Here is a 22,478-nt window from a genome sequence, read left to right on the forward strand (position 1 = left end):
GACCGGAGCAGCTCATGACCCATGCCACGCAGACCTGGGCCAGTCCACAACATCGGCGCAGCGTCGTCTGGATCGTCGCGCTCGCCACCCTCGCGATCATCTTCGACGGCTACGACCTCGTCGTGTACGGCACCGTCCTTCCCACCCTGATGGCCGATCCGACCCAGCTCGGGGAGATCTCCGCCCAGCAGGGTGGTGCCCTCGGCTCCTACGCGCTCATCGGCGTCATGGTCGGCGCACTGCTGACCGGAGCGTTCGGCGACCGCGTCGGCCGCCGGAAGATGATGTTGATCAACATCGTCTGGTTCTCCGTCGGCATGGGTGCGGCGGCCTTCTCCACGAGCATCACGATGTTCGGTGCGCTCCGCTTCTTCACCGGCATCGGCGTCGGCGGTCTCGTCGCCACCGCCGGCGCCGTGGTCGCCGAGTTCGCTCCGCCCGGTAAGCGCAACCTCTTCAACGCCATCGTCTACAGCGGTGTCCCCGCCGGTGGTGTCCTGGCCTCGCTGCTCGCCATCCTGCTGCGCGACGCCATCGGCTGGCGCGGGCTGTTCCTCATCGGCGCGCTGCCCCTCGTCATCCTGCTTCCGCTGGCGCTGATCAAGCTTCCCGAGTCGCCCGCCTGGCTGCAGTCGCGGGGACGATCCGACGAGGCACAGCAGGTGTGCGCGAAGTTCGGTTTCCCATTGCCGTCCGCGGCACCTGTCGCTCCCACCGAGAAGATCGGGTTCGCAGCACTCGCCACCCGCAAGTACGCGCTCGGTACGGGCCTGCTCGGCATGATGAGCTTCGCCGGCCTGCTGCTCACCTACGGGCTCAACACGTGGCTGCCCAAGATCATGGCCGACGCCGGTTACAACGCCAACGGATCGCTCGCCTTCCTGCTCGTCCTCAACGGCGGCGCCATCCTCGGTGGCCTGCTCGCCTCGAAGATCGCCGACGGCCGGGGACCGCAGTCCGTCATCGTCACCACCTTCTTCCTCGCGGCCGTGGCCCTGGTGCTGCTGACCCTCGGCTTCCCGCTGCCGGTGCTGCTCACCGCCGTCGCGATCGCCGGTACGGGCACGATCGGCACCCAGGTGCTCATCTACGGTTTCGTGTCCAACTACTACGACACCCCGGCCCGCGCCGCCGGCGTGGCATGGTGCGCCGGTTTCGGCCGCCTCGGCGGCATCGTCGGCCCGGTCATCGGCGGACTGCTGATCGGTGCGGGCTTCGCGAACAACGTGAACTTCTACATCTTCGCGGGGATCGCGCTCGCCGGCGGTCTTGTCACCTGGTTCGTCCCCCGTCCCGCCGGCATCGTCTCGCCGGTCCGCAGTTCCGACCGTTCCGCGCCGACTACCGTGGACGTGTGACGGGCAACACTGTGCTGATCGGCCGGAACTCCGAGTTGATGCAACTCGAACGCCTCCTCGACGAAGCCCGCGCGGGGGTCCCCTCGCTCGTCCTCGTCGAGGGGGCGTCCGGCGTCGGAAAATCTTCCCTCGTCTCGCATTTCGTCGCTCGCCACGACGACCTGGCCGTCCATGACGCATCCGGCGCGCCCTGGGAGGCCGGACATCCCTGGTCCGTGCTCGAACAGCTTCTCGGCGACACCGTCGTCGCGGGCGACCCGGTGGAAGCGGCCCGCACTCTCCTCGATCGGATCGACGATGTGACCGTGATCGTCGTGGACGACGCGCACTACGCGGACGTCGAGTCGTTGCAGTCGCTGTCCTCCTCGATACGGCGAGCGCACGGACGCCCCCTTCTCATGATCTGGATCGTGCCCGACGTGCTTCCCGACGATGTCGCCGAGGCGACCGCGCGCCTTCTCTCGAACAATCATCGCGTGGACACGATCCACGTCGGTCCGCTGACCCCACCGGATGTCGCGCAGCTCGCCCTACATCGCATCGGTGTCGATCTGTCCGCGTGGACGGCTCGTCGTCTGCAGGAGCACACTCTCGGAAATCCCCGCTCGGTCCTGCAACTCCTCGACGAGATCCCCCGCGACGAATGGTATCGGTGGCAGGCGCGCTTCCCGGCCCCTCGGCAACACTCCGGGAGGGTGGCCCGCATCCTCGCTCGATGTTCACCGGACACGCGTGCCCTCGTCGAATCGGTTGCCGTCCTGGACACTGCCGCCACGCGGGGATCCATCGAATCACTCACACTCGTCGCAGAACTCGCCGAGATCGGCGACACCACCGGACCACTCGACGAAGCGCACCGACTCGGTCTGCTCACGATGCGCGAACAACGAGGCGTGGTGTCGTTGTCGTTCCCCGACCCCATGACCCGTGCCGCCGTGGCCGACGAGATCGGTCCGGCACGCTGGCACAGTCTGCACGAGCGGGCCGCCTCGATCGTCGACGACGAAGGCGCCCGGCTGTTCCACCTCGTGTCCGCGACGCCCACCGGTAACGAGGAACTCGCCGCCCGCCTCGACTCCTATGCCCGGCGCTGCGCCGCCGACGGCGCCTGGTCCCAGGCAGCCGAAGCGCTGATCACCTCCAGCCGCATCACCCTCGACCGAGAATTGCGGACTCGCAGGATGATTCGCGGTGTCGACGCACTGACCGGCGCGGCGGATCTCCCTCAGGCCCAGACGTTCGTTCCCGAAATCGAGAGCGTGCCGAGCGGGCCGATGCGCAATGCCGTGCTGGGTTATCTCGCGATCCAGAAGGGGCGGGCCGCGGAAGCCCATCATCTGCTCACCGAAGCGTGGTCGATGCTCGACGACCCGGAGTCCGACCCTGTACTCGCTGCGACGATCTCCCAGCGAATGGTGCTGCACTCGCTGGCACGACTGCGCGGCGACGACCTCGTCCTGTGGGCCGATCGCGCCTCGCACACCCTCCCCGAGACAACTCCTCCAGTGGTGGAGTCGCGAGCCATCCGGGGCCTCGGACTGGCGATGACCGGACGGGTCGACGAAGCGGTCGAATCGTATTCGGCTCTGTCCGACGCCATCCGGCTCGGGGCGCAGAGCCAGCGCATCCGCATGGCCGAGGGATGGCTCGCACTCGCGCTCGACCAGCCCGATCTCGCGCGCACGGAACTCGAAGCCGCAGAGCCGACCACCTTGCGCGGGGGGTCGCTGCGGATCTCCTTGTGGGCACAGGCGTGGCTCGCCCGAACGCAGTTCGCCCTGGGCGCATGGTCCGACGCTCTCCGCACCGTGGACCGTGCCGCGGCACAACTCGAGGCGACGCAACTCGATCTGCTCCGACCGCTCGTGCACTGGACCGGGGCCCAGGTCCACGCGTTGCGCGGGAATTGGGGTGCAGCAAGAGAGCACGCCCATCGGGCTCGCGCCGGAACCGGTGACTACTCGCTGATGCTCGTACCCGCCTGCCTGTGTCTGGCGCAGTGCGCCGAAGTGGTCTCCGACTACACGAGTGTCCTGCGCTACCTTCAGCCGATCGTCACCATGCGCGGCCGGGGTGCGATCGACGAACCCGGGCACTGGCCGTGGCCGGACTTGTACGGTAACGCCCTCGTGGTCACCGGACGGGTGGACGAGGCGGACGAATTCCTGCGTCCACACGAGGAACTCGCCGCCGAGCGCGAGCACCGGTCCGCCAGGGCACGGCTGGGCTATGTACGCGGCCGAATTCTCGGCGCACGTGGCGACATCGACGCTGCCCGTGACGCCTTCGAGAGCGCCCTCGACGAGATCGACACGCTGCCACTGCCCTACGACCGCGCGCGCATCAACTTCGCGTACGGCCAGACGATGCGCCGGGCGGGGCGCCGCCGCGACGCCGACGCGGTGATCCGCACCGCCCGTGAACTGTACTCGTCGCTCGGTGCCGTCTCGTACGTCGAACGCTGCGACCGGGAACTCAAGGCCGGCGGTCTTCGTACCGGTGACAATGAGGCAGACTCCCTGCGTTCGGATTTCACGACCCTCACCCCGCAGGAACGCGCTGTGGCCACACTCGTCGCGTCGGGCCGCACCAACAAGGAGGTCGCCGGTGAGCTGTTCCTGTCCGTCAAGACTGTGCAGTACCACCTGACCCGCGTGTATTCGAAATTCGGCATCCGCTCGCGCAGCGAGCTCGCCGCGAAGTTCCGACAACAGGATCGAGGTTGACCATTGACCGCCGTGGACGATCGCCCCACCGCCGAGACCGACCTGTACGAACGTCCCGTACGTCCCGTCGTCGGGCCGCGCGGCATACTCCGGGATCTCGGTCCGCGATACGCCGCGAACGGTCTGATCGGCCTCATCTTCTCGTGCACGGGCCCGGTCGCGGTGATTCTCGCGGCCGGCGCCGCCGGTGGGTTGAGCGCGCCGCAACTGGCGTCGTGGATCTTCGGGGTGTTCGTACTCAACGGCCTGCTCACGATCGTGATGAGCATCGCCTACCGGCAACCCCTGGGGTTCTTCTGGACGATCCCGGGCACGGTGCTCGTCGGCGGGTCGCTGACGCACCTGAGTTGGGCGGAGGTGGTAGGCGCGTTCTTCGTGACCGCTGCCCTCGTGACGGTGCTGGGGGCCTCGGGGCTGGTCCGCCGGGTGATGGAGGCCTTGCCGATGCCGATCGTCATGGCGATGGTCGCGGGTGTGTTCCTGAAGTTCGGTATCGATCTGGTGGCGGCGCTCGGTTCCGACGTCGCGATCGCCGCCCCGATGGTGATCGTCTTTCTCCTGCTCAGTTCCGTTGCCGTTCTGGGTAAGTGGATGCCGCCGATCCTCGGCGCGCTCCTCGCCGGGGTGTGCGCGGTCGCGTTGTCGGGCCGGTTCTCACCGTCGGGGACCGACAGCGCGGTGTTCGCCGCACCGGTGTTCACCGCCCCGCAGTTCACGTGGTCGGCGATCCTCGAACTCGTCGTGCCGCTCGCCATCACCGTGCTGGTCGTGCAGAACGGGCAGGGCATCGCGGTGCTGCGTTCGGCCGGCCACAACCCGCCCGTCAACGTCTCGGCGATCGTGTGCGGGCTGTGGTCCTTCCCCGCCGCCTGCGTCGGTGCCGTGTCGACCTGCCTGACCGGGCCGACCAACGCGCTGCTCGTGTCGTCGGGCGAACGGTCCCGTCAGTACACCGCGGCGATCACGTGCGGGACGCTGGCGATCGTCTTCGGACTGTTCGCACCGTTGTTCGTCCGGTGGATGATCGCCGCGCCCGCCTCGTTCGTCGCGACCCTCGGCGGCCTGGCGATGCTCAAGGCGTTGCAGGGCGCCTTCGTGGCCGGATTCGCGAGCAAGCACACCATGGGTGCGCTCGTCGCGTTCGTGGTCACCGCCTCGAACATCACCGTCTGGAACATCGGCGCAGCCTTTTGGGGGCTCGTCGCGGGTGTGGCCGTGTCGTGGCTGATGGAGCGTCCGGACTTCAGCCGCTGACCCCGACCCCGACGTACTCGGCGAGGTGCTCGCCGGTGAGCGTCGACCGCTGCTCCACCAATTCGGCGGGGGTGCCCTCGAAGACGACGCGTCCACCGTCGTGGCCGGCGCCGGGACCGAGGTCGATGATCCGGTCGGCGTGGGCCATCACGGCCTGGTGATGTTCGATGACGATCACCGACTTCCCGGACTCGACGAGCCGGTCGAGCAGGCCGAGCAACTGTTCGACGTCGGCGAGGTGCAGGCCCGTGGTGGGTTCGTCGAGGACGTAGATCTCACCCTTCTCGGCCATGGCCGTGGCCAGTTTGAGCCGCTGCCGTTCACCTCCCGACAGGGTGGTCAGGGGCTGGCCCAGCCGCAGATAGCCGAGCCCGACATCGGACAGTCGCTGCAGGATCTTCGACGCTGCAGGTGTGCGCGCCTCGCCCTCGGCGAAGTACTCCTGCGCCTGCGCCACGGACATGCCGAGCACCTCGGCGATGTTCTGTCCCGCCAGGGTGTACTCGAGCACGACGGCCTGGAAACGCTTGCCCTCGCAGTCCTCGCACACCGATTCGACGGTGGCCATCACTCCGAGGTCGGTGTAGACGACACCGGCACCGTTGCAGGTCGGGCAGGCGCCCTCGGAGTTGGAACTGAACAGGGCCGGCTTGACGCCGTTGGCCTTCGCGAACGCTTTGCGGACAGGTTCGAGCAGACCCGTGTAGGTCGCGGGATTGCTGCGACGCGAACCCTTGATGGGGCTCTGGTCGATCGTGACCACCCCGTGGCGGTCGGCCACCGAGCCGTGGATCAGCGAGCTCTTGCCCGACCCGGCCACGCCGGTCACCACGACGAGCACGCCGAGGGGGATGTCGACGTCGACGTTCTGCAGGTTGTGCGTGTCGGCGCCGCGGACCTCCAAGGCGCCGTTCGGGGTGCGCACCGTCGGTTTCAGCGACGCCCGGTCATCGAGGTGGCGACCGGTGAGGGTGTCGGCACGACGTAGTTCGTCGACGGTGCCCTCGAAGACCACCTGTCCGCCCTCGGTGCCGGCGCGGGGACCGAGATCGACGATGTGGTCGGCGATCGTGATGGCCTCGGGCTTGTGTTCGACGACGAGCACGGTGTTGCCCTTGTCGCGCAGCTGCAACAGCAGGTTGTTCATCCGCGCGATGTCGTGCGGGTGCATGCCTATCGTCGGTTCGTCGAACACGTACGTGATATCGGTCAGCGACGATCCGAGATGGCGGATCATCTTGATGCGCTGCGATTCTCCACCGGAGAGCGTGCCGGTGGGGCGATCCAGCGACAGATATCCCAGCCCGATCTCCGCGAAGGAGCCGAGCAGATGCCGGAGGCTCTTCAGAAGCGGAGCGACCTGCGGAAGATCCAGTCCTCGAACCCATTCGGCGAGATCGCTGATCTGCATCGCGCACACGTCCGCGATGCTCCTGCCGTCGATCTTCGACGACCGGGCTTCGGGAGCGAGGCGCGTACCGTCGCAGTCCGGGCACGTGGAGAAGACGACCGCCTTCTCGACGAAGGCGCGGATGTGCGGCTGCATCGCATCGAGATCCTTGGACAGGAACGACTTCTGGATCTTCGGTATCAACCCTTCGAAGGTGACGTTGATGCCTTCGACCTTGACCTTGGTGGGTTCCTTGTACAGCAGGTCGTGGAGTTGCCGCTCGGTGAACTTCGCGATCGGCTTGTCGGGGTCGAAGAAGCCGCACCCACGGTAGATCCGGCCGTACCAGCCGTCCATGCTGTAGCCGGGGATCTTCAGGGCGCCTTCGTTGAGAGAGAGACCGTCGTCGTAGAGCACGGTCAGGTCGAAATCGGATACCGACCCCTTACCCTCGCAGCGCGGGCACATGCCGCCGAGCCGGTTGAAGGTCACCTTCTCGGCCTGGGTCTTCCCCGCGCCCCGCTCCACCGTCACCGCGCCGCTCGCCCGCACCGACGGCACGTTGAACGAATAGGCGTTGGGCGGACCGATGTGCGGCTGCGCGACCCGGCTGAACAGGATGCGCAGCATCGCGTTGGCATCGGTGGCGGTGCCGACCGTCGAGCGCGGGTTCGATCCCATGCGCTCCTGTCCGACGATGATCGCCGCGGTGATGCCGTCGAGCACGTCGACGTCCGGGCGGGCCAGGGTCGGCATGAAACCCTGCACGAACGCGCTGTACGTCTCGTTGATCAACCGCTGGGATTCTGCGGCGATGGTGCTGAACACCAGCGAGCTCTTCCCCGAGCCGGACACACCGGTGAACACGGTGAGCCGCCGCTTCGGGATCTCCACGCTGATGTCGCGGAGATTGTTCACCCGTGCTCCGTGTACCCGGATCGCGTCGTGGGTGTCGGCGACGTGCTCTTCGTGTGCCGGTGCGTCCTTCGTCGAGGTCATGATCGAAGACTCCAGTGTTCGTATCGGTACGGACTCGGAAACGAATACAACGATCGGAGAGTAGGACCGATCGTCGGATCGGTCAGCGCAATTGCTGGATGCGGACCATGTTGCCCGCGGGATCGCGGAGAGCGCAGTCGCGGACGCCGTACGGCTGGTCGGTGGGTTCCTGGACGATCTCGGTGTCGCCGGCCTGCAACTGCTCGAACGCCGTGTCGAGATCCTTCGTGGCGAGGATGATCGACGCGAAGGTGCCCTTGGCCATCATCTCGGCGATGGTGGCGTTCTCCTCCTCCGTGATGCCGGGGTCGGCGTCCGGCGGGTACAGCACCAGGGACGTACCGGGAGTGTCGCTGCGTCCGAGCGTGATCCAGCGCTTCCCGGCGTAGCCGACGTCGTTGAGGACCTCGAAGCCGAGCAGATCGCGGTAGAACGCGAGGGACGCCTCGGGATCGGTGTGCGGAAGGAATGTCTGGTGAATGGTGATGTCCATGTCGATCACGGTAGGACCGGCGGACCCGTCCGCGCTTCTCGATTCCTGATCGGTCTGGTGACATTCCTGGCCACGCACGACGGGATCCCGTTCGTCTCCTCGGATGCCTGTGTGCGGTAGACGCTCGGAGGCACACCGACGAGTTCCGTGAACCGGGTGCTGAAGGTACCGAGCGACGAGCACCCCACCTCGAAACACACCTCGGTCACGGTGAGGTCGCCGCGTCGCAGCAGGGTCATGGCCCGCTCGATGCGCCGGGTCATGAGATACGAATAGGGCGACTCGCCGTATGCGCTGCGGAACCGGCGGCTGAGATGTCCGGCCGACATGTTCACGCCCCGCGCGAGCGCCTCCACATCGAGGGGCTGCGCGTACTCGCGATCGATGCGATCGCGGACGCGGCGCAGCAACGCGAGGTCGCGCAGACGCTGATCGGTGACGGGTCTACCGGGCACGCTCCGATCGTGCCACGTGGCGGCGTCACAATCCGTTCCTCGTGGGAGTCCACAGACGATTCACCCCGTGAGGACCACGGAAGCACAAACACGACCCGGCGAACCCGGAAAACTGACAACCTGTCCCTACCTGCTCATGTACGGACGAAAGGTCACCGATGGCTCGTGCGGTTCGCGTCGTCGTTCTCGGATCCGGGTCGTGGGGCACCACGCTCGCCTCCCTGTCCGCGCGGAACACTCCGACGACACTGTGGGCGCGGAACGACGACACGGCCCGTGAGATCGACACCGAGCACCGCAACCGCCGGTATTTCGGTGAACGCCCTCTGCCGCAGAGCCTGCGCGCAACCTCCGATCTGGCCGCGGCCGCGCGCGAAGCAGACGTCCTGGTCGTCGGTGTCCCGTCGCATGCGATGCGCAAGACGCTCGAACAGGTCACGGACGAGGTGCGAGCATGGGTACCGGTCGTCTCCCTCGTCAAGGGTCTCGAGCCGGGCACGCGACTCCGGCCCACCGAGGTGATCACCGAATGCCTGCCGGGGCATCCCGTCGGGTTACTGGCCGGGCCGAACATCGCCGGGGAGATCGCCGACGGGATGGCCGCCGCGGCGGTGGTCGCGATGCAGGACGAGGCAGTGGGAGCCGCACTGCAACCCCTCTTCGCCACGTCGCTGTTCCGCGTCTACCGCAACACCGACGTGCTGGGCTGCGAACTGGGCGGAATCCTCAAGAACATCGTGGCGATCGCGGCCGGAATGGCCGAAGGGCTCAGCGTCGGCGACAACACCCGGGCGATGGTCCTCTCCCGCGGACTGGCGGAGATGACGCGGCTCGGGGAAGCCATGGGCGCGGACCCGCGTACGTTCGCCGGGCTCACGGGCATGGGAGATCTGATCGCGACGTGCACGAGCCCGTCGTCGAGGAACCGCAGGATCGGAGAGGCGCTGGCGCGCGGACTCGGCATCGACGAGGCCGTCGAGGCACTGGGGCAGGTCGCCGAGGGAGTGAAGACCGCGCCGACGGTCATGGAACTCGCACACGAGTACGGGGTGGAGATGCCCATCGCGGCCGAGGTCGCGGCGGTGGTGACGGGGAAGAGCACGCCGACCGACGCGTACCGGGGCTTGCGTCGCGTCGCTCCCGGCCATGAGGAGGACATCGTCTGACCCTTTGTTCGACGTTCCCGGGCAGGTGCCGGAAAGCCGAACGAAGAGCTGCCCTCCCTCTCCCACAGGCTGAGCGAACGCTAATTGAAATGTTGTGCCATCGTGGTGCCATGACTTCTGCCGCCGACACGCTGTCGTCCCTCCTCGACACTCGTTTCAGCTGCCGCGCGTTCCTGGCCGAGCGGGTCCCGCGCGAGGACATCGAACGCATGTTGCTCATGGGGCAGCGCACGGCGTCCTGGTGCAATTCGCAACCGTGGCAGACCCACATCGTCAGCGGCGAGACCACCGACCGCCTGCGCGAGGCCGTCTACGCGCAGGCGACCTCCGGCAATCCGGATCCCGACATCCCGGGGCCCGCCGAATACCGCGGCGCGTACGCCGAACGTCGACGCGGTGCCGGCTATGCCCTGTACAACGCGCTCGGTATCGCCCGCGACGACTACCAGCGCCGCACCGAGCAGATGCTCGAGAACTACCGCTTCTTCGGCGCGCCGCACGTCGCGATCATCACCACCGACAAGGCCCTCGGCGTGTACGGGGCGGTCGACTGCGGTGGGTACGTCTCGACGCTGCTGCTCGCCGCCGAATCGCTCGGCATCGCCGCCGTTCCGCAGGCTGCCGTCGCAATGACCTCCACCGCGCTGCGACGCGAACTGAACATCGACGACGACCGCGACATCGTCTGCGCCATCTCGTTCGGCTACGCCGACGAGGCGCATCCGGCCAATGCGTGTCGCACGGATCGCGCCACGCTCGACGAGACCATCGAGTGGCACGACTGATCCCGGTCGTTCCGGCCGCAGGTCGCGCCCGCGGCTGAAACCGTGGTCGTTGTCGATGTTTCGGTGAATTCTCGACGACAACTGCAACCTCGGCGCCTGCCGGGTCCATGCACGCATGCGCATTCCAGACTTTGACATTCATTTTCGATAGCGGCTATTCCTTTCTGCATGACAACGCTCTCCCGCTACGGCGGCGCCGCCCTCACCGCCGTCGCTGCAACCTTCGCTGCCGCATGCACCGGCACGACAGAGGCCGACACCCCCGAGACGCCCACATCCACCGCCGCCGCGGAGGTGGCGAGCGCCGAACCACGCCTCGTCGTCACCTACGACGGCGGCGTCCTCGTCGTCGACGAAGAAGACCTCACCGTCGTCGGCGACTTCGCACTCGACGGCTTCAACCGACTCTCCCCCGCCGGCGACGGACGGCACGTGCTGATCTCCACCGAGGGCGGATTCCGCGTCCTCGACACCGGTAGCTGGACGGAGGCGCACGGCGACCACGGCCACCACTACTCCGGAGCGCCCGCTCTCACCGACCTGACGTTCACCGCGGAGAAGCCCGGACACGTCGTGCCGCATGCCGGGGTCACCGCGCTGTTCGACGACGGCACCGGACGCATCGACGTCTTCGACCCCGCCGACCTCGCCTCGGCGACCGAACTCCCGACCCTCGACAGCCGCACGCTCCCCGAGGCCCACCACGGCGTGGCCGTCCCGATGCCCGACGGCGGCATGCTCGTCACCCTCGGCGACTCCGAGAAGCGGACGGGGGTGGCACTGCTCGACGAGAACGGCACCGAGATCGCGCGCACCGACGAGTGCCCCGGCGTCCACGGTGAGACGGTCGCGGCCGACGGGGGCGTCACCTTCGGATGCGAGGACGGCACGGTCATCTTCCGCGACGGATCGTTCACCAAGGCGCCGGTGCCCGACCCGTACGGCCGGATCGGGAACCAGGCGGGAAGCGAGGACTCGACCATCGTCCTCGGCGACTACAAGATCGATCCCGACGCGGAACTCGAACGCCCCGAACGCGTCGCGCTCGTGGACACCCGAACCGCGTCGGTGCGCCTCGTCGACCTCGGCACGAGTTACACCTTCCGCTCACTCGGTCGCGGGCCGGCGGGTGAAGCACTCGTCCTCGGCACCGACGGCAACCTTCACGTGATCGATCCCGGGTCCGGGGAGATCGTCCGGCGGATCGAGGTACTCGAGCCGTGGACCGAACCCGACGAGTGGCAGGCACCCCGGCCCGCACTCGAGGTGCGCGACGGGACGGCGTTCGTCACCGATCCCACCACCGACTCGCTGCACGCGGTGGATGTGACCTCCGGGGAGATTCGCTCGGCCGAACTGCCGCGCACCCCGAACGAGATCAGCAGCGTCGACTGACTCCGCTACGGAAGTATTCGGCTTTCCGATGCAAGGGCCGGAAAGCCGAATACTCTCCTCGCGAACAGACGGCCGAGGCCTTCCCGAACTGTGATCCACCTCACCCGGCAAGCGTGCGAAACGGAAATCTCCGTCAAAACGGCTGGGGAGGCATTGTTCTCGTCGCCCGATCCCGAAGACAACGATTGTGTAACGTGGCGACGCACCTGTTTCCGACCGGGAGGTATCGCCCGTGCTGTCGACCGAAGTCCGTTCCCGACCTGTTCGATCCCTGCTGATCGCCATCGGTCTGACGGTCTCGGCGCTGGCAGTCGCGGGATACATGCGCGACGCGGTGAACGAGTACCTCATGGATCTCGACGTCTTCCGCGATGCCGGCTGGGCCTTCCTGCATCACACCCCCCTGTACACGGAGGGCTTCTTCAGTCATTCCGGCTTCCGGTTCATCTACCCACCCTTCGCGGCGTTCCTGTTCGCGCCGATGGCGCTGGTGGGCAGCACCGCACTGCAGGTGTTGTGGACGGCAGGGCTCATCGCTCTCGTGTGGTGGGTGCTCAGGGTCGTCTACCGGCGACTCGACATGTCCCAGCCGAGTCTGATCGCCGCCGCGTCGCTCGGGCCGGTGCTGTGGCTCGAGCCGTTCCGCTCCAACTTCACGTTCGGCCAGATCAACATCGTGCTGATGGCGCTCGTGGTCGCCGATCTGCTCGGCGTGATCCCGAAGCGCTTCCGCGGTGTCGGTATCGCGCTGGCCGCCGCGATCAAGGTGACCCCGGCCGCCTTCGGTCTGATCTTCCTGCTGCGCCGCGACTGGCCGTCGGCATTCCGCGCGTTGGGCGCCTTCGCCGCGACCGTCGCGTTCGGTTACTGGTTGCGCCCCGATTCGACCGTCTACTTCTGGACGACGGAGTTCTTCGCGACCGACCGTGCCGGCGACCCGTCGTTCTTCCGCAATCAGGCCCTCACCGGTCTCATCGCCCGCTTCGACTTCTCCGACGGCACCGCCAAGGCACTGTGGCTGGCCGGTGCGCTGATCATCGTGGCCGGTACCGCGTGGGCCGCCTACCGCTTCCTGCGGGCCGACGAGCCGGTGGTCGCGGTGGCCCTGGTGGGCCTGGCGTCGCTGCTCGCCGCTCCGATCGCCGTCACCCACCACTGGGTGTACGCCCTGTTCCTCGTGCCGCTGCTGATCGCGCCGGCCTACCGCCGCTGGTGGCCGGTGCTGCTGCCCGCCACCGTGGTCTTCCTCATCGGACCCAACCACCTGCTGCGTGAAGCGTCCTCGGGTGGCTGGGTCGAGCAGCTTCTCCTCGAAGTCCTCGGGACCTCGCAGTGCCTGGCCGCGATCGCGGTGTTCGTCGCCGCGATGGTCGCCGCGCGCCATCGTCGCCCCGGCGCCGAGAACGCCGTCGAGCGCGAGGAGACCGTCGCCGCGCCGGTTCAGGTCCAGAACGCCGACGCGACGAGATAGAGACCCGTCCCGACGACGGTGCTCAGCGCGGCGTTGCGTCGCCACAGATGCACCGCGATCGTGCCCGCGAGACCGACGCTCGCGGGTAGCCAGGTCGACTCCCCCACGTCGCGCAGTGTGTACATCACCAGGATCACCATGACGCCCGCGGGCATCGTACGGCCCAGGAAATCGACGAAGGCGGAGTTCTTCAGCGCCGACAACGCGAGGAACGGCGCCGCGCGCAACGCGACCGTCACGACGAACATCACCGCCAGAGCGCCGAGGACGTATCCGGCGCCGGGCACCGACTCAGGCACGGGCCACCTTGTTCCGGTAGACGAACCGCACGAACAGGCACACCACGAACAACCCGAGCCCGACGACGAGCATCTGGCTTTTCGCGACCAGCAATGCGACGAGACCGCAGACCAGCGCGAGCACCGGCGCCGGCACGTCGCGGTTGGCGCGGAAGGCATCGATCGCAAGCACCGCGAACAGTGCCGTGAGGGCGAACTCGAGTCCGGCGAGCCCGTCGGGGAGCACTGCCCCGATCAACGCGCCGATCGTGCCCGACACGACCCACATCAGCTGGCAGAGCACCTGGACCGTGAGGATGCGGGTACCCGAGAGCGGCTCACGTGCCTTGGGGGCGACGATCGCGTACGACTCGTCGGTGAGCGCATAGACGCCGTAGAGACGCCCGAGCCGGCTGCGGATGCGGTGCAGCGGGAACGACAGGCCGTAGAAGACGTGCCGGAAGTTCACCAGCAGCGTCGCCGCGGCGACCGAGGCGAGCGGCGTGACCGCCGCGATCAGACCGATCGCGAGGAACTCCATCGACCCCGCGTAGATGACGGTGGAGAAGATCGGCGCCCACCACCATTCGAACCCGCCCTGGGTGAGAACCACACCGAACGCGAGCCCCAGCGGGATCAGTCCCAGCCCGACGGCCCAGGAGTCCTGGATACCCGCGCGGATCTCGAGGGTACGGCGGTCGGGCATGCTCATCAGGCTATCGCCGGGCCGGAAGTCTCGGCGCCCGGCCCGGAGGAAGGTGATCTGTGTCCACCTCGTTCACGGAGGTCGTGTCCTCCGCCTGGCAGGCCGTGTCGACCGTCGACCAGCCCGCTCCGACGATGGTCGTCGTCGGAACGGCGATCGTCGCACTCGTGCTCGTCACCGTTCGGCCGCTGTGGCTGAAGACCCGCCATGTCGTCACGCAGGCGCACGAGGGGTCGCACGCGCTGGTCGCGGCGCTCGTGGGCCGAAAGCTGTCGGGCATCCGTCTGCACAGCGACACCTCGGGGGTGATGGTGTCGTCCGGCAACCCGCGAGGCCCCGGCATGGTCGCGACCACCTTCGCCGGGTACACCGGTCCGGCCGTGCTGGGATTCGCGGCGGCGACGCTGCTGACCCTGGATCGGCCCGCCGCGGTGCTGTGGTCGATCCTCGCCGCGCTCGCCGTCCTGTTGCTGCTGATCCGCAATCTGTACGGATTCGTCTCGGTGGTGATCGCGGGTGCGCTCGTCGGTGCGGCCGCCTATCTCGGGGACCCGATCGTCCGGTACACCGCGGCGTACCTGATCACATGGGTCCTGCTCCTCGGCGCGACCCGCCCTGTCCTCGAACTCGCCCGCACCCATTCGCGCGGTCGTGGCCGGGGTTCGGACGCCGACCAGTTGCGCGGACTCACCCGCGTGCCGGCGGCCGTATGGATCGCGCTGTTCGCGATCGTCACGGCGGGTACCGCCTTCTACGGCGTCACACGGATCGTGGTGACCCAGCTGTCCTGAGTGGCCTCGGGATGCGGGCGGCAGCACGGACGACCGCGTGCAGGCTCGCGGTGAGCACGGAGCGGTGACGCCCCGCTGCCCACCGTGTGTCGTCGCCGCTGCGGAATTCGATCAGGGTGAGTGCGTCGGTGCCGACGCTGCTCTGATGGAGGCCGAGCACCTCGATATCGATGCCGAGACGGGCGAGAGCGTCGGTCGATGCTTCGACGGGACCCACGCCCTCGTGGACACTGCGGTGTTCGGTGCCGCCGACACCCAGCGTGATCGTGGTGCCCGCGTCGGTCACGTCGAAGGCGCGCAGCACCGGTGCACCCGGGACGTCCGGCCGTGCGAGATATGCGGCGTCGAAGATCTCCCACAGTTCGGTCGCAGTGACCTCCCCGCCACTGGTGTCGGTGTGGTCTTGCACGTGGCGAGTGAAGTCGATCTGGAGCCGACGCGGCATTTCGATGCCGTATTCGCTCTCGAGCAGGTAGGCGACCCCGCCCTTACCGGATTGCGAATTGACACGGATCACCGCGTCGTAGGTACGTCCTATGTCGGCGGGATCGATCGGCAGATATGGTACTCGCCAATCGATCTCGGACTCGGGACGGCCCTCGGCGACGGCGCGTGCCCGGTGCTCGGCGAACCCTTTCCTGATCGCGTCCTGATGAGTGCCGCTGAAGGCGGTGTGCACCAGGTCGCCGACATACGGGTGCCTCGGGTGGATCTCGATGCGATTGCAGTATTCGACGGTGCGGCGGATCTCGTCGATGTCGGAGAAATCGATCATCGGATCGATGCCCTGTGCGTGGAGGTTCAGTGCGAGTGTCGCAATGTCGACGTTGCCGGTGCGTTCCCCGTTGCCGAACACGCACCCTTCGACCCGCTGCGCCCCGGCGAGGACGGCGAGTTCGGCGCACGCGATACCTGTGCCGCGATCGTTGTGCGGGTGCACGGACAGGATCACCGCGTCGCGTCGCGCCAGGTTGGTGTGCATGTACTCGATCTGGTCGGCATAGACGTTCGGGGTCGCGATCTCGACGGTGGCCGGAAGATTCACGATCACCGGCCGTTCGGGGGTCGCGTCCCACAACTCGGTGATCGCGTCGCACACCTCGAGCGCGTAGTCGGGTTCGGTGAGGTTGAAGACCTCGGGTGAGAACTCGAACCGCACGTTCGGCAGGTCGCCGGCCAGTTCCAGGACGTCGCGGCCACCGGCGACGATCAGTTCCGTCAGCGCGGTACGGTCGCGGTCGAGGACGACCTCGCGCCAGGTGGGAGCGGTCGCGGTGTACATGTGGACGACGACCTCGTTGCGGACACCCCGGACGGATTCCACCGTCCGCTCGATGAGGTCGCGACGTGCCGGGGTGAACACCACGATGGTGACGTCCGGCGGCGCGATGTCGGTCTCGACGATCAGGCGCACGAAGTCGAAGTCGGTCTGCGAGGCGGACGGATAACCGACCTCGATCTCCTTGTACCCCATCGCGACCATCAGCTCGAAGAAGCGGCGTTTGCGGCCGGGATCCATCGGTTCGGCCAGTGCCTGGTTGCCGTCGCGCAGGTCCACCGGCACCCACAGCGGGGCCGCGGTCAGGCGTTGTGTGGACCAGTTCCGTTGCGTCAGTGGAACCTCCACGCGGGAGGACACATCACGGTAGCGATGTGAGGACATGGCGGAGTGCCGCTGCCTGTTCCAGACGGGGGCGTCGGCAGGAACCGGACCGGCAGGAGTGGAGATACGCGGGAACGTGCTGGTGCTCATCGGAGAAGTCCTTCGTCGATCGTCGTTACGAGGGACCGGCGCGTGTTCGACTCCACGACGGGGAGCCGGTCCGGCTAGGCCCCGCCGTGGCGGCGAAGGAGAAGGAACGCGAAGGAGCACATGCCCCGAAGGCTAACATAACTCCTCAGACAAGTAGAGGAGTAGGCGACTCTGCGATGATGGAACCATGACCGTCGTCCGCCGCGAGCCTCTCGCCGACCAGGCCGCCGAACTGCTCCTCGAGCGCATCCGATCCGGAGAATGGCCGCTCGGCGCCAAGCTGCCCGGCGAGACGACGCTGGCTCCGCAGCTCGGCGTCGGCCGCTCCACCGTCCGCGAAGCGATCCGTCAGCTCGCCGGACGCGGCATCCTGACCACCCGGCAGGGCGCCGGCGTGTTCGTCACCGCTCTCGACGCACCCGAGGACTGGACGCGCACGGTCGCGCGCGCCGACATCCTCGCCGTGATCGAGGCCCGCATCGCCGTCGAGGTCGAGGCCTCGGCGCTTGCCGCCGCGCGCCGCACCCCCGCCGAACTGCGGGCATTGAAGAAGTCACTGCGGGAACGCGAAACCCATCGCACGGCCATCGAGGAACACGTCGACACCGACATCGTCTTCCACCGCACCATCGTGGTCGCCGCACACAACCCGATCCTTCTCGACCTGTTCGACGGCTTCACACCCCGTAACCGTCACGCCATGATCGAAATGCTCCGCACGCGCGGCACCCACGGGGACGACGCCGACCACGATACCCACCGACGCATCTACGACGCCATCGCGGACCGTGACGGGGTGACCGCCGCCGCCGTCACCCGCGACCACTTGTCCTCGCTCACGACGGCACTCGGCCGATAGCCGGGCCGGTTTTCTGCGGACGGTTCTCGACCTCCCGGGTGCGGGACAGTCACTTCTCGATCTGCATCGCGACCGCCCGCACCGGGGCCCCGTCGACGCCGGCGAACGGGATCGGCAACAAGGACACGAGCGGATCCGTGAAGTCGATCGCGTCGAGATTGCGCAGGTTCTCGCAGATGATCGCGCCCGCCTCGGCAAGCACGTGATGCGCCGCGAGCGTCTCGTCACCCGTAGGGTCCACGCTCGGCGCGTCGATCCCGAGGGTGCGGACCCCGCGGTCGAGCAACCACCGGCACGCGTCGACGCTCATGGCCGGATGGTCGAAATACCGATCGGTGCCGAAATACCGCGACCAGCCGGTGAGGACCAGCGCGATGTCGCCGGGACCGATCGTGCACCGGCCCCACATGTCGGCGGTGACAAGCGAACCGGCGTCGACACCAGCGCGCACATCGAGCACCACACCGCGTCCGACGAGGACATCCGGCGGTACCGCGTCGATCGCGGCGCCGCCGCTGCGCACGTGCCGGGGCGCGTCGACGTGGGTGCCGGTCTGCGATCCCATGTCGATGCGCATCAGGTCGAATCCGTCGGTCTCGACAGTGGCGTGCGGTGTGAACGTCGGTGCCGGATCCCCGGGATAGACCTGGATGTCCGGGGAGATCACGTGGGTCAGGTCGACGATCCGCCGTACGCGCATGACATCACTCCTGTTCGGATCAGCCGAAATCGACCTGCCGTTGCGCATTCGCGAGCGCCGTGACCACACCGGTGCCGAACGCACCGAGACGGTCGAACAACACCGCCGTGCCGACCGCGATGCCCTCGCTGCTGATGTGGTTGTCGGCCTCGATACCGACCTCCGGTCCTTCCGGCAGACGGGACAGTGCCAGGGTGACATCGGAATTGATGTAGCCGACACCCTTGTCCGACCAGTTGGTCACGAACGACGTACCCTCACCGACGGTCGCGGTGTTGACGAACGGCGACAGCTCCTCGCCGACGATGATCGACAGCTGCCGCGACCACAGGCGCTTGCGATCGGAGTTCTGGTGTTCCGACCGCACCCGCGTCCATCCCGGGCCGTCGCTGCCGTACCACGACGAGTACTCGAGCGGTCCCGGCTGTGTCTCCGGCGAACCGGGCGGAGGCGTCGGGGACTCACCACGCATCCACACCGATCCGGGCGGCGGTGCCGACTTACGGAGGAAGGTGAGCGTCGCGCGCGCCGACACCTCACCGCCCTGCATCAGGTTCGCGTCGGCGACGCGGATGCGGTTGCCGTCGCGCACCCGGGTGGTGGTGAAGGTGATCGGCTCGTTGCGCACCGGCCTGAAGAGATCGAGCGTGAACCGGGACGGGACGAAACCATCGACGGCATGGTGGATCTCGAGCTCACGCGCCACCAGGCCACTCACACACGGCCCGTTGAGCATCGTGTCCGACCACGGACTGGTCGCGTACTTCGTCGGCAGGTAGACACCGTCGTCCTCGGTGAAATAACCGCGGTTCTTACGCTCGTGCATTCGAAAATTCTCCCAGCACCGGACGCGGCGCGCTCATCGGGATGCCCCAAGATGGGATCGTGCACGTACACGAACCCGATGTTCCGGCCACCCGTACCCGCCTGATCGTCGACGTCGACACCGGCATCGACGACGCCCTCGCCCTGCTCTATCTCGTCGCGAGCCCGGAAGCCGAGATCGTCGCCGCCCTGTGCACGGCGGGGAACGTGCCGGTGGACCAGGTCACCGCCAACACTCTGTCGTGGCTCGAGGTGTGCGGCCGGCCGGACATCGAAGTGGCTGCCGGATCGCAGGTTCCGTTGGTCGCGCCGCTGATGACCACCGAGGACACCCACGGTCCGCAGGGGATCGGGTACGCGGAACTTCCCGCTGCGTCGCGCTCGCGGTCGTCGCGATCGGCCGCGCAGGCATGGGTCGATCTCACCCGCGAGCATCCGGGGGAGCTCACCGGGCTCGTCACCGGTCCGCTCACCAATCTCGCGCTCGCCCTGCGTATCGACCCCGGGCTGCCGACGCGGTTGCGTCGCCTCGTGATCATGGGTGGATGTTTCCACCATCCGGGTAATACGACACCGACCTCGGAATGGAACGTCGCGGTGGATCCGGAGGCCGCCAAGGTCGTGTTCGACGCCTTCTCGATCGCGCCTCCGGACCGGCGGCCGATCGTGTGCCCGCTCGACGTCACCGAGTCGATCGAGATGTACCCCGAGCATGTCGCGCGGATCGGGGACGTCGTCGGGGTGCCCCGCTCCGGGGAACTCTCCCCGGACGCCCCGCGCGGTACGCGATCGACGGCCGATGTCCCTCTCGTCCGCCACATCTCCGACGCATTGCGGTTCTACATGGAGTTCCATCGTGATCAGGGCCTGGGCTTCCTCGCGCACGTGCACGACCCGTTCGCCGCGGCGGTCGCGCTGGGCGCGGTTCCCTACACCTCCCGGCCCGCGACGGTCGACGTCGAACTCGACGGGCGGCTCACCCGGGGTACGACGGTCGCCGATCTGTCCGGTATGTGGCAGAGGACGCCGAACGCGGTTATCGTGGCGGGCACCCGCCCGGCCGAGTTCTTCGATCATTTCGTCGAGCGAGTGGGATCGTACATTCGCGATTTGAGCCTACCCCCGAGTAAGAACTAGCGTCGACAGCGCACAGTTCGGGGACAAGGAGATAAAACGTGGCACAGAAAGTGCGCGTCCAATATTTCGACGATATCGACGGCCAACCGATCATGGACGGCCTGGCGCAGTCGTTCCGCATCACGGTCGACGACGACGAGTACGAAATCGACCTGCGGCCGGCGAACGCAGACAAGTTCCTGGCGGTACTCCGCCCGTGGCTTCACGAGAAGGCACCTGCGAAGCCCGCGTCGACCACCCGCACCATCACGCCGAAGACGACGGCAGCACGAGCCCGCACACGGACGGCGGGAACCCACAAGGCGATTCCGCCCACTCGGTCGCCGGAGCAACTGGCCGCGATCCGACACTGGGCTCGTAACAAGGGTTACGACGTCAGCTCGCGCGGCCGGATCCCGCGGCACATCCTCGAGCGGTTCGAAGCCGCCCACTCCTGAGCATCACCCCGCCGCTTTCCGGCAGCAGGCCATGAGCACCACCGACGACCGGTGCCGTCTCGTCACGCGACGAGATGGTGCCGGTCGTCGCGTCGGATGGTCACCGCAGCGACGATCACGCCCACGACCACGCCGATGACGGTGTCGACGACCCGGTTGACGGCGAGGCCCGGACCCGCGTGCTGCCCGAGACCGGTGAGCAGCAACGCCATCGTCGTGACCCCGACCGAGGCGAGCCCGTAGTTCCGGGTCACCGTGAGTTCGGTGAGCGTCTGGAACAGCACGGCGGCCGCGACCACCGGCCAGTAGCCCGGATCGAGCGCGAGCAGCACGGCAGCGATCATCGCACCGCCGACATTTCCGATCAGACGCTGGATGCCGCGCTGAACGGTGTTGCGGTAGTTCAGTCCTTGCAGCGCCGCCAGGGCACCCATCGCAGCCCACAACGGATGGTCGAGCCCGATCAGTGCGGCGAGCGACGCGGCGAGCAACGACGCCACGAAGATCCGGGCCGCTCCGATCAGCACGAGGCGGTCGAGCAGACGACCGCATCCTTCACGGACGAAGCCGGGCGGCGTCGGCAGCACCGGCCGGCCCTCGACATCGACGCGTGGAATCTCGATGTCGCGCCGTGCTTTCCGAAGTTCCGACTCGAATCGGGTGAAGTCGCCGCGGCGCGCGCGGAAGGTGTCGTGCGGTCCGCTGTCGAGCACCGTCTCGGCCGCGTCGAGCAGGGCGACCAGTTCGTGGACATGGGCGTCCGGACGCCGCGGAGCGTTGAGTGCGACGGTCTCGCGCGCCTTCCGGATGCTCTGCCGCGCTACGGGAACGGCTTCCGCACCGCGAGTTTCGACGTCGGAGACCGCCGCGAGGGCACGCGCGACCGCGAGACGAGCGGGCGTGTGGGGATGGGAGAGCGCGGGCAGCATCGCCACGACGTATCCGAGCAGCGCACCGATCGCCGCAGCGGCGGTAACCAGGCCCGCATCTTCCCATCCGTCGGAGAAACCGGCGGCGCCGGCGGCCGCGAAGATGAGGATCACCGGGCCGGGGCCCATGAGGGAGAAGGCCGTGAACGCCCAGTACGCGACGGCCGAACCCACTGAGAGCACGACGATCTGCACCCACAGTGGAGCACCCATCGCGCCGAGCGCAGCACCGAACGCGGTGTACCCGACGATGCCGAGACCGACCCACGGAAGTCGCACCGCGAGACGCCGATACGGCTCGTATCTCAGGAAGGCACTCGTGAGTGCACCGAGGGCGGCGAAACCGGCCACCTGCGCGTAACCGAGCAGACCACCGCCGACGAGAGCGAGCATCGTCGCGAACCCCACACGGAGCGCGACGGCCACGGTCGGGTCGCCGTGACGCACCTCGAGGGCGTCCTTCCACGCACTCACCGACAGTGGATGCGCGAGCGCTCCCCGGGCGTGACGGAGCTGAGGGCGGTCGTCGAGTCGGCGGTCGAGCATCCGTCCACTCTATTACTTCACCAGT

Annotated in this window: 20 protein-coding genes; 11 read left to right on the plus strand and 9 right to left on the minus strand. The window is 67.7% G+C overall.

From position 1 onward, the window contains the following. Nucleotides 1–14 precede the first annotated feature (14 nt). From PV766_RS12225 to PV766_RS12235, 3 genes are read left to right on the plus strand one after another with little or no spacing between them, the layout of a single operon-like run. Nucleotides 15–1,358: an MFS transporter gene (locus PV766_RS12225; protein WP_421097092.1), complete on the plus strand. Its 1,344-nt coding sequence runs from the start codon at nt 15–17 to the stop codon at nt 1,356–1,358. Continuing rightward, nucleotides 1,355–4,084 (plus strand): helix-turn-helix transcriptional regulator, encoded by a 2,730-nt coding sequence (locus PV766_RS12230; protein ID WP_064062442.1) that lies wholly within the window; start codon nt 1,355–1,357, stop codon nt 4,082–4,084. Before PV766_RS12225 ends, PV766_RS12230 begins: the two co-directional genes overlap by 4 nt. Nucleotides 4,085–4,096: 12 nt before the next feature. Continuing rightward, complete coding sequence (locus tag PV766_RS12235; RefSeq protein WP_064062441.1) at nt 4,097–5,338, plus strand: benzoate/H(+) symporter BenE family transporter; 1,242 nt, start codon at nt 4,097–4,099, stop codon at nt 5,336–5,338. Here the strand turns inward: PV766_RS12235 and PV766_RS12240 are convergent. From PV766_RS12240 to PV766_RS12250, 3 genes are all read right to left on the minus strand, one after another. Continuing rightward, nucleotides 5,328–7,727: an ATP-binding cassette domain-containing protein gene (locus PV766_RS12240; protein ID WP_421097093.1), complete on the minus strand. Its 2,400-nt coding sequence runs from the start codon at nt 7,725–7,727 to the stop codon at nt 5,328–5,330. The genes PV766_RS12235 and PV766_RS12240 overlap by 11 nt on opposite strands. Before the next feature lie 82 nt (nt 7,728–7,809). Further along, the gene (locus PV766_RS12245; RefSeq protein WP_026003156.1) at nt 7,810–8,220 is read right to left on the minus strand and encodes a VOC family protein; all 411 of its coding nucleotides are present in this window, start codon (nt 8,218–8,220) and stop codon (nt 7,810–7,812) included. Between the two features lie 5 nt (nt 8,221–8,225). Next, on the minus strand, nt 8,226–8,675 hold the full coding sequence (locus PV766_RS12250) for a helix-turn-helix transcriptional regulator (RefSeq protein ID WP_064062439.1): 450 nt from the start codon (nt 8,673–8,675) through the stop codon (nt 8,226–8,228). Between the two features lie 158 nt (nt 8,676–8,833). Between PV766_RS12250 and PV766_RS12255 the strand changes: the two genes are divergently transcribed. The 4 genes from PV766_RS12255 (at nt 8,834) to PV766_RS12270 (ending at nt 13,492) form a co-directional block, all read left to right on the plus strand. After that, nucleotides 8,834–9,841 carry an NAD(P)H-dependent glycerol-3-phosphate dehydrogenase gene (locus tag PV766_RS12255; RefSeq protein WP_064062438.1) on the plus strand — a complete coding sequence of 336 codons (1,008 nt, stop codon included), beginning with the start codon at nt 8,834–8,836 and terminating at the stop codon, nt 9,839–9,841. 110 nt (nt 9,842–9,951) lie between these two features. Then, nucleotides 9,952–10,626: a nitroreductase gene (locus tag PV766_RS12260; protein WP_064062437.1), complete on the plus strand. Its 675-nt coding sequence runs from the start codon at nt 9,952–9,954 to the stop codon at nt 10,624–10,626. Nucleotides 10,627–10,794: 168 nt separating this feature from the next. Further along, nucleotides 10,795–12,021 carry a zinc metallochaperone AztD gene (gene aztD / locus PV766_RS12265; RefSeq protein ID WP_421097094.1) on the plus strand — a complete coding sequence of 409 codons (1,227 nt, stop codon included), beginning with the start codon at nt 10,795–10,797 and terminating at the stop codon, nt 12,019–12,021. 232 nt (nt 12,022–12,253) lie between these two features. Continuing rightward, on the plus strand, nt 12,254–13,492 hold the full coding sequence (locus PV766_RS12270; protein ID WP_064062435.1) for a glycosyltransferase 87 family protein: 1,239 nt from the start codon (nt 12,254–12,256) through the stop codon (nt 13,490–13,492). Here PV766_RS12270 and PV766_RS12275 read toward each other — a convergent pair. Together PV766_RS12275 and PV766_RS12280 are read right to left on the minus strand one after the other, a co-directional pair. Next, nucleotides 13,462–13,791, minus strand: coding sequence for a branched-chain amino acid transporter permease (locus PV766_RS12275; protein ID WP_016933208.1), 330 nt, complete (start codon nt 13,789–13,791; stop codon nt 13,462–13,464). The genes PV766_RS12270 and PV766_RS12275 overlap by 31 nt on opposite strands. Next, nucleotides 13,784–14,482, minus strand: a complete 699-nt coding sequence (locus PV766_RS12280) for an AzlC family ABC transporter permease (RefSeq protein ID WP_064062434.1) — start codon at nt 14,480–14,482, stop codon at nt 13,784–13,786. Before PV766_RS12280 ends, PV766_RS12275 begins: the two co-directional genes overlap by 8 nt. Before the next feature lie 53 nt (nt 14,483–14,535). Here PV766_RS12280 and PV766_RS12285 point away from each other — a divergent pair, with 53 nt between their 5' ends. After that, complete coding sequence (locus PV766_RS12285; protein WP_064062433.1) at nt 14,536–15,267, plus strand: M50 family metallopeptidase; 732 nt, start codon at nt 14,536–14,538, stop codon at nt 15,265–15,267. Here the strand turns inward: PV766_RS12285 and PV766_RS12290 are convergent. Next, entirely contained in the window at nt 15,236–17,020 is a 1,785-nt protein-coding gene (locus tag PV766_RS12290) for a 2-isopropylmalate synthase (RefSeq protein ID WP_371053471.1), read from the minus strand. The two genes, PV766_RS12285 and PV766_RS12290, sit on opposite strands and share 32 nt — an antisense overlap. 187 nt (nt 17,021–17,207) lie before the next feature. Here PV766_RS12290 and PV766_RS12295 point away from each other — a divergent pair, with 187 nt between their 5' ends. Next, the gene (locus PV766_RS12295; RefSeq protein ID WP_006553137.1) at nt 17,208–17,879 is read left to right on the plus strand and encodes a FadR/GntR family transcriptional regulator; all 672 of its coding nucleotides are present in this window, start codon (nt 17,208–17,210) and stop codon (nt 17,877–17,879) included. 49 nt (nt 17,880–17,928) lie between these two features. Here the strand turns inward: PV766_RS12295 and PV766_RS12300 are convergent, their stop codons facing one another. Together PV766_RS12300 and PV766_RS12305 are read right to left on the minus strand one after the other, a co-directional pair. Beyond that, nucleotides 17,929–18,579, minus strand: coding sequence for a cyclase family protein (locus PV766_RS12300; RefSeq protein ID WP_129975314.1), 651 nt, complete (start codon nt 18,577–18,579; stop codon nt 17,929–17,931). Nucleotides 18,580–18,598: 19 nt separating this feature from the next. Further along, complete coding sequence (locus PV766_RS12305; protein WP_064062429.1) at nt 18,599–19,405, minus strand: acyl-CoA thioesterase domain-containing protein; 807 nt, start codon at nt 19,403–19,405, stop codon at nt 18,599–18,601. A gap of 41 nt (nt 19,406–19,446) precedes the next feature. On the opposite strand from PV766_RS12305, the gene PV766_RS12310 reads away from it, so the two are divergent. Together PV766_RS12310 and PV766_RS12315 are read left to right on the plus strand one after the other, a co-directional pair. Next, nucleotides 19,447–20,541 carry a nucleoside hydrolase gene (locus tag PV766_RS12310; protein WP_255161834.1) on the plus strand — a complete coding sequence of 365 codons (1,095 nt, stop codon included), beginning with the start codon at nt 19,447–19,449 and terminating at the stop codon, nt 20,539–20,541. Between the two features lie 38 nt (nt 20,542–20,579). Continuing rightward, nucleotides 20,580–20,978 (plus strand): histone-like nucleoid-structuring protein Lsr2, encoded by a 399-nt coding sequence (locus PV766_RS12315; protein ID WP_064062427.1) that lies wholly within the window; start codon nt 20,580–20,582, stop codon nt 20,976–20,978. A gap of 62 nt (nt 20,979–21,040) precedes the next feature. Here PV766_RS12315 and PV766_RS12320 read toward each other — a convergent pair whose 3' ends face one another. Then, nucleotides 21,041–22,453 carry an FUSC family protein gene (locus tag PV766_RS12320; protein ID WP_421097095.1) on the minus strand — a complete coding sequence of 471 codons (1,413 nt, stop codon included), beginning with the start codon at nt 22,451–22,453 and terminating at the stop codon, nt 21,041–21,043. Nucleotides 22,454–22,478 lie beyond the last annotated feature (25 nt).

The organism is Rhodococcus sp. As11 (assembly GCF_048957735.1).
GTDB classification, from domain to species: Bacteria; Actinomycetota; Actinomycetes; order Mycobacteriales; family Mycobacteriaceae; genus Rhodococcus; species Rhodococcus gordoniae.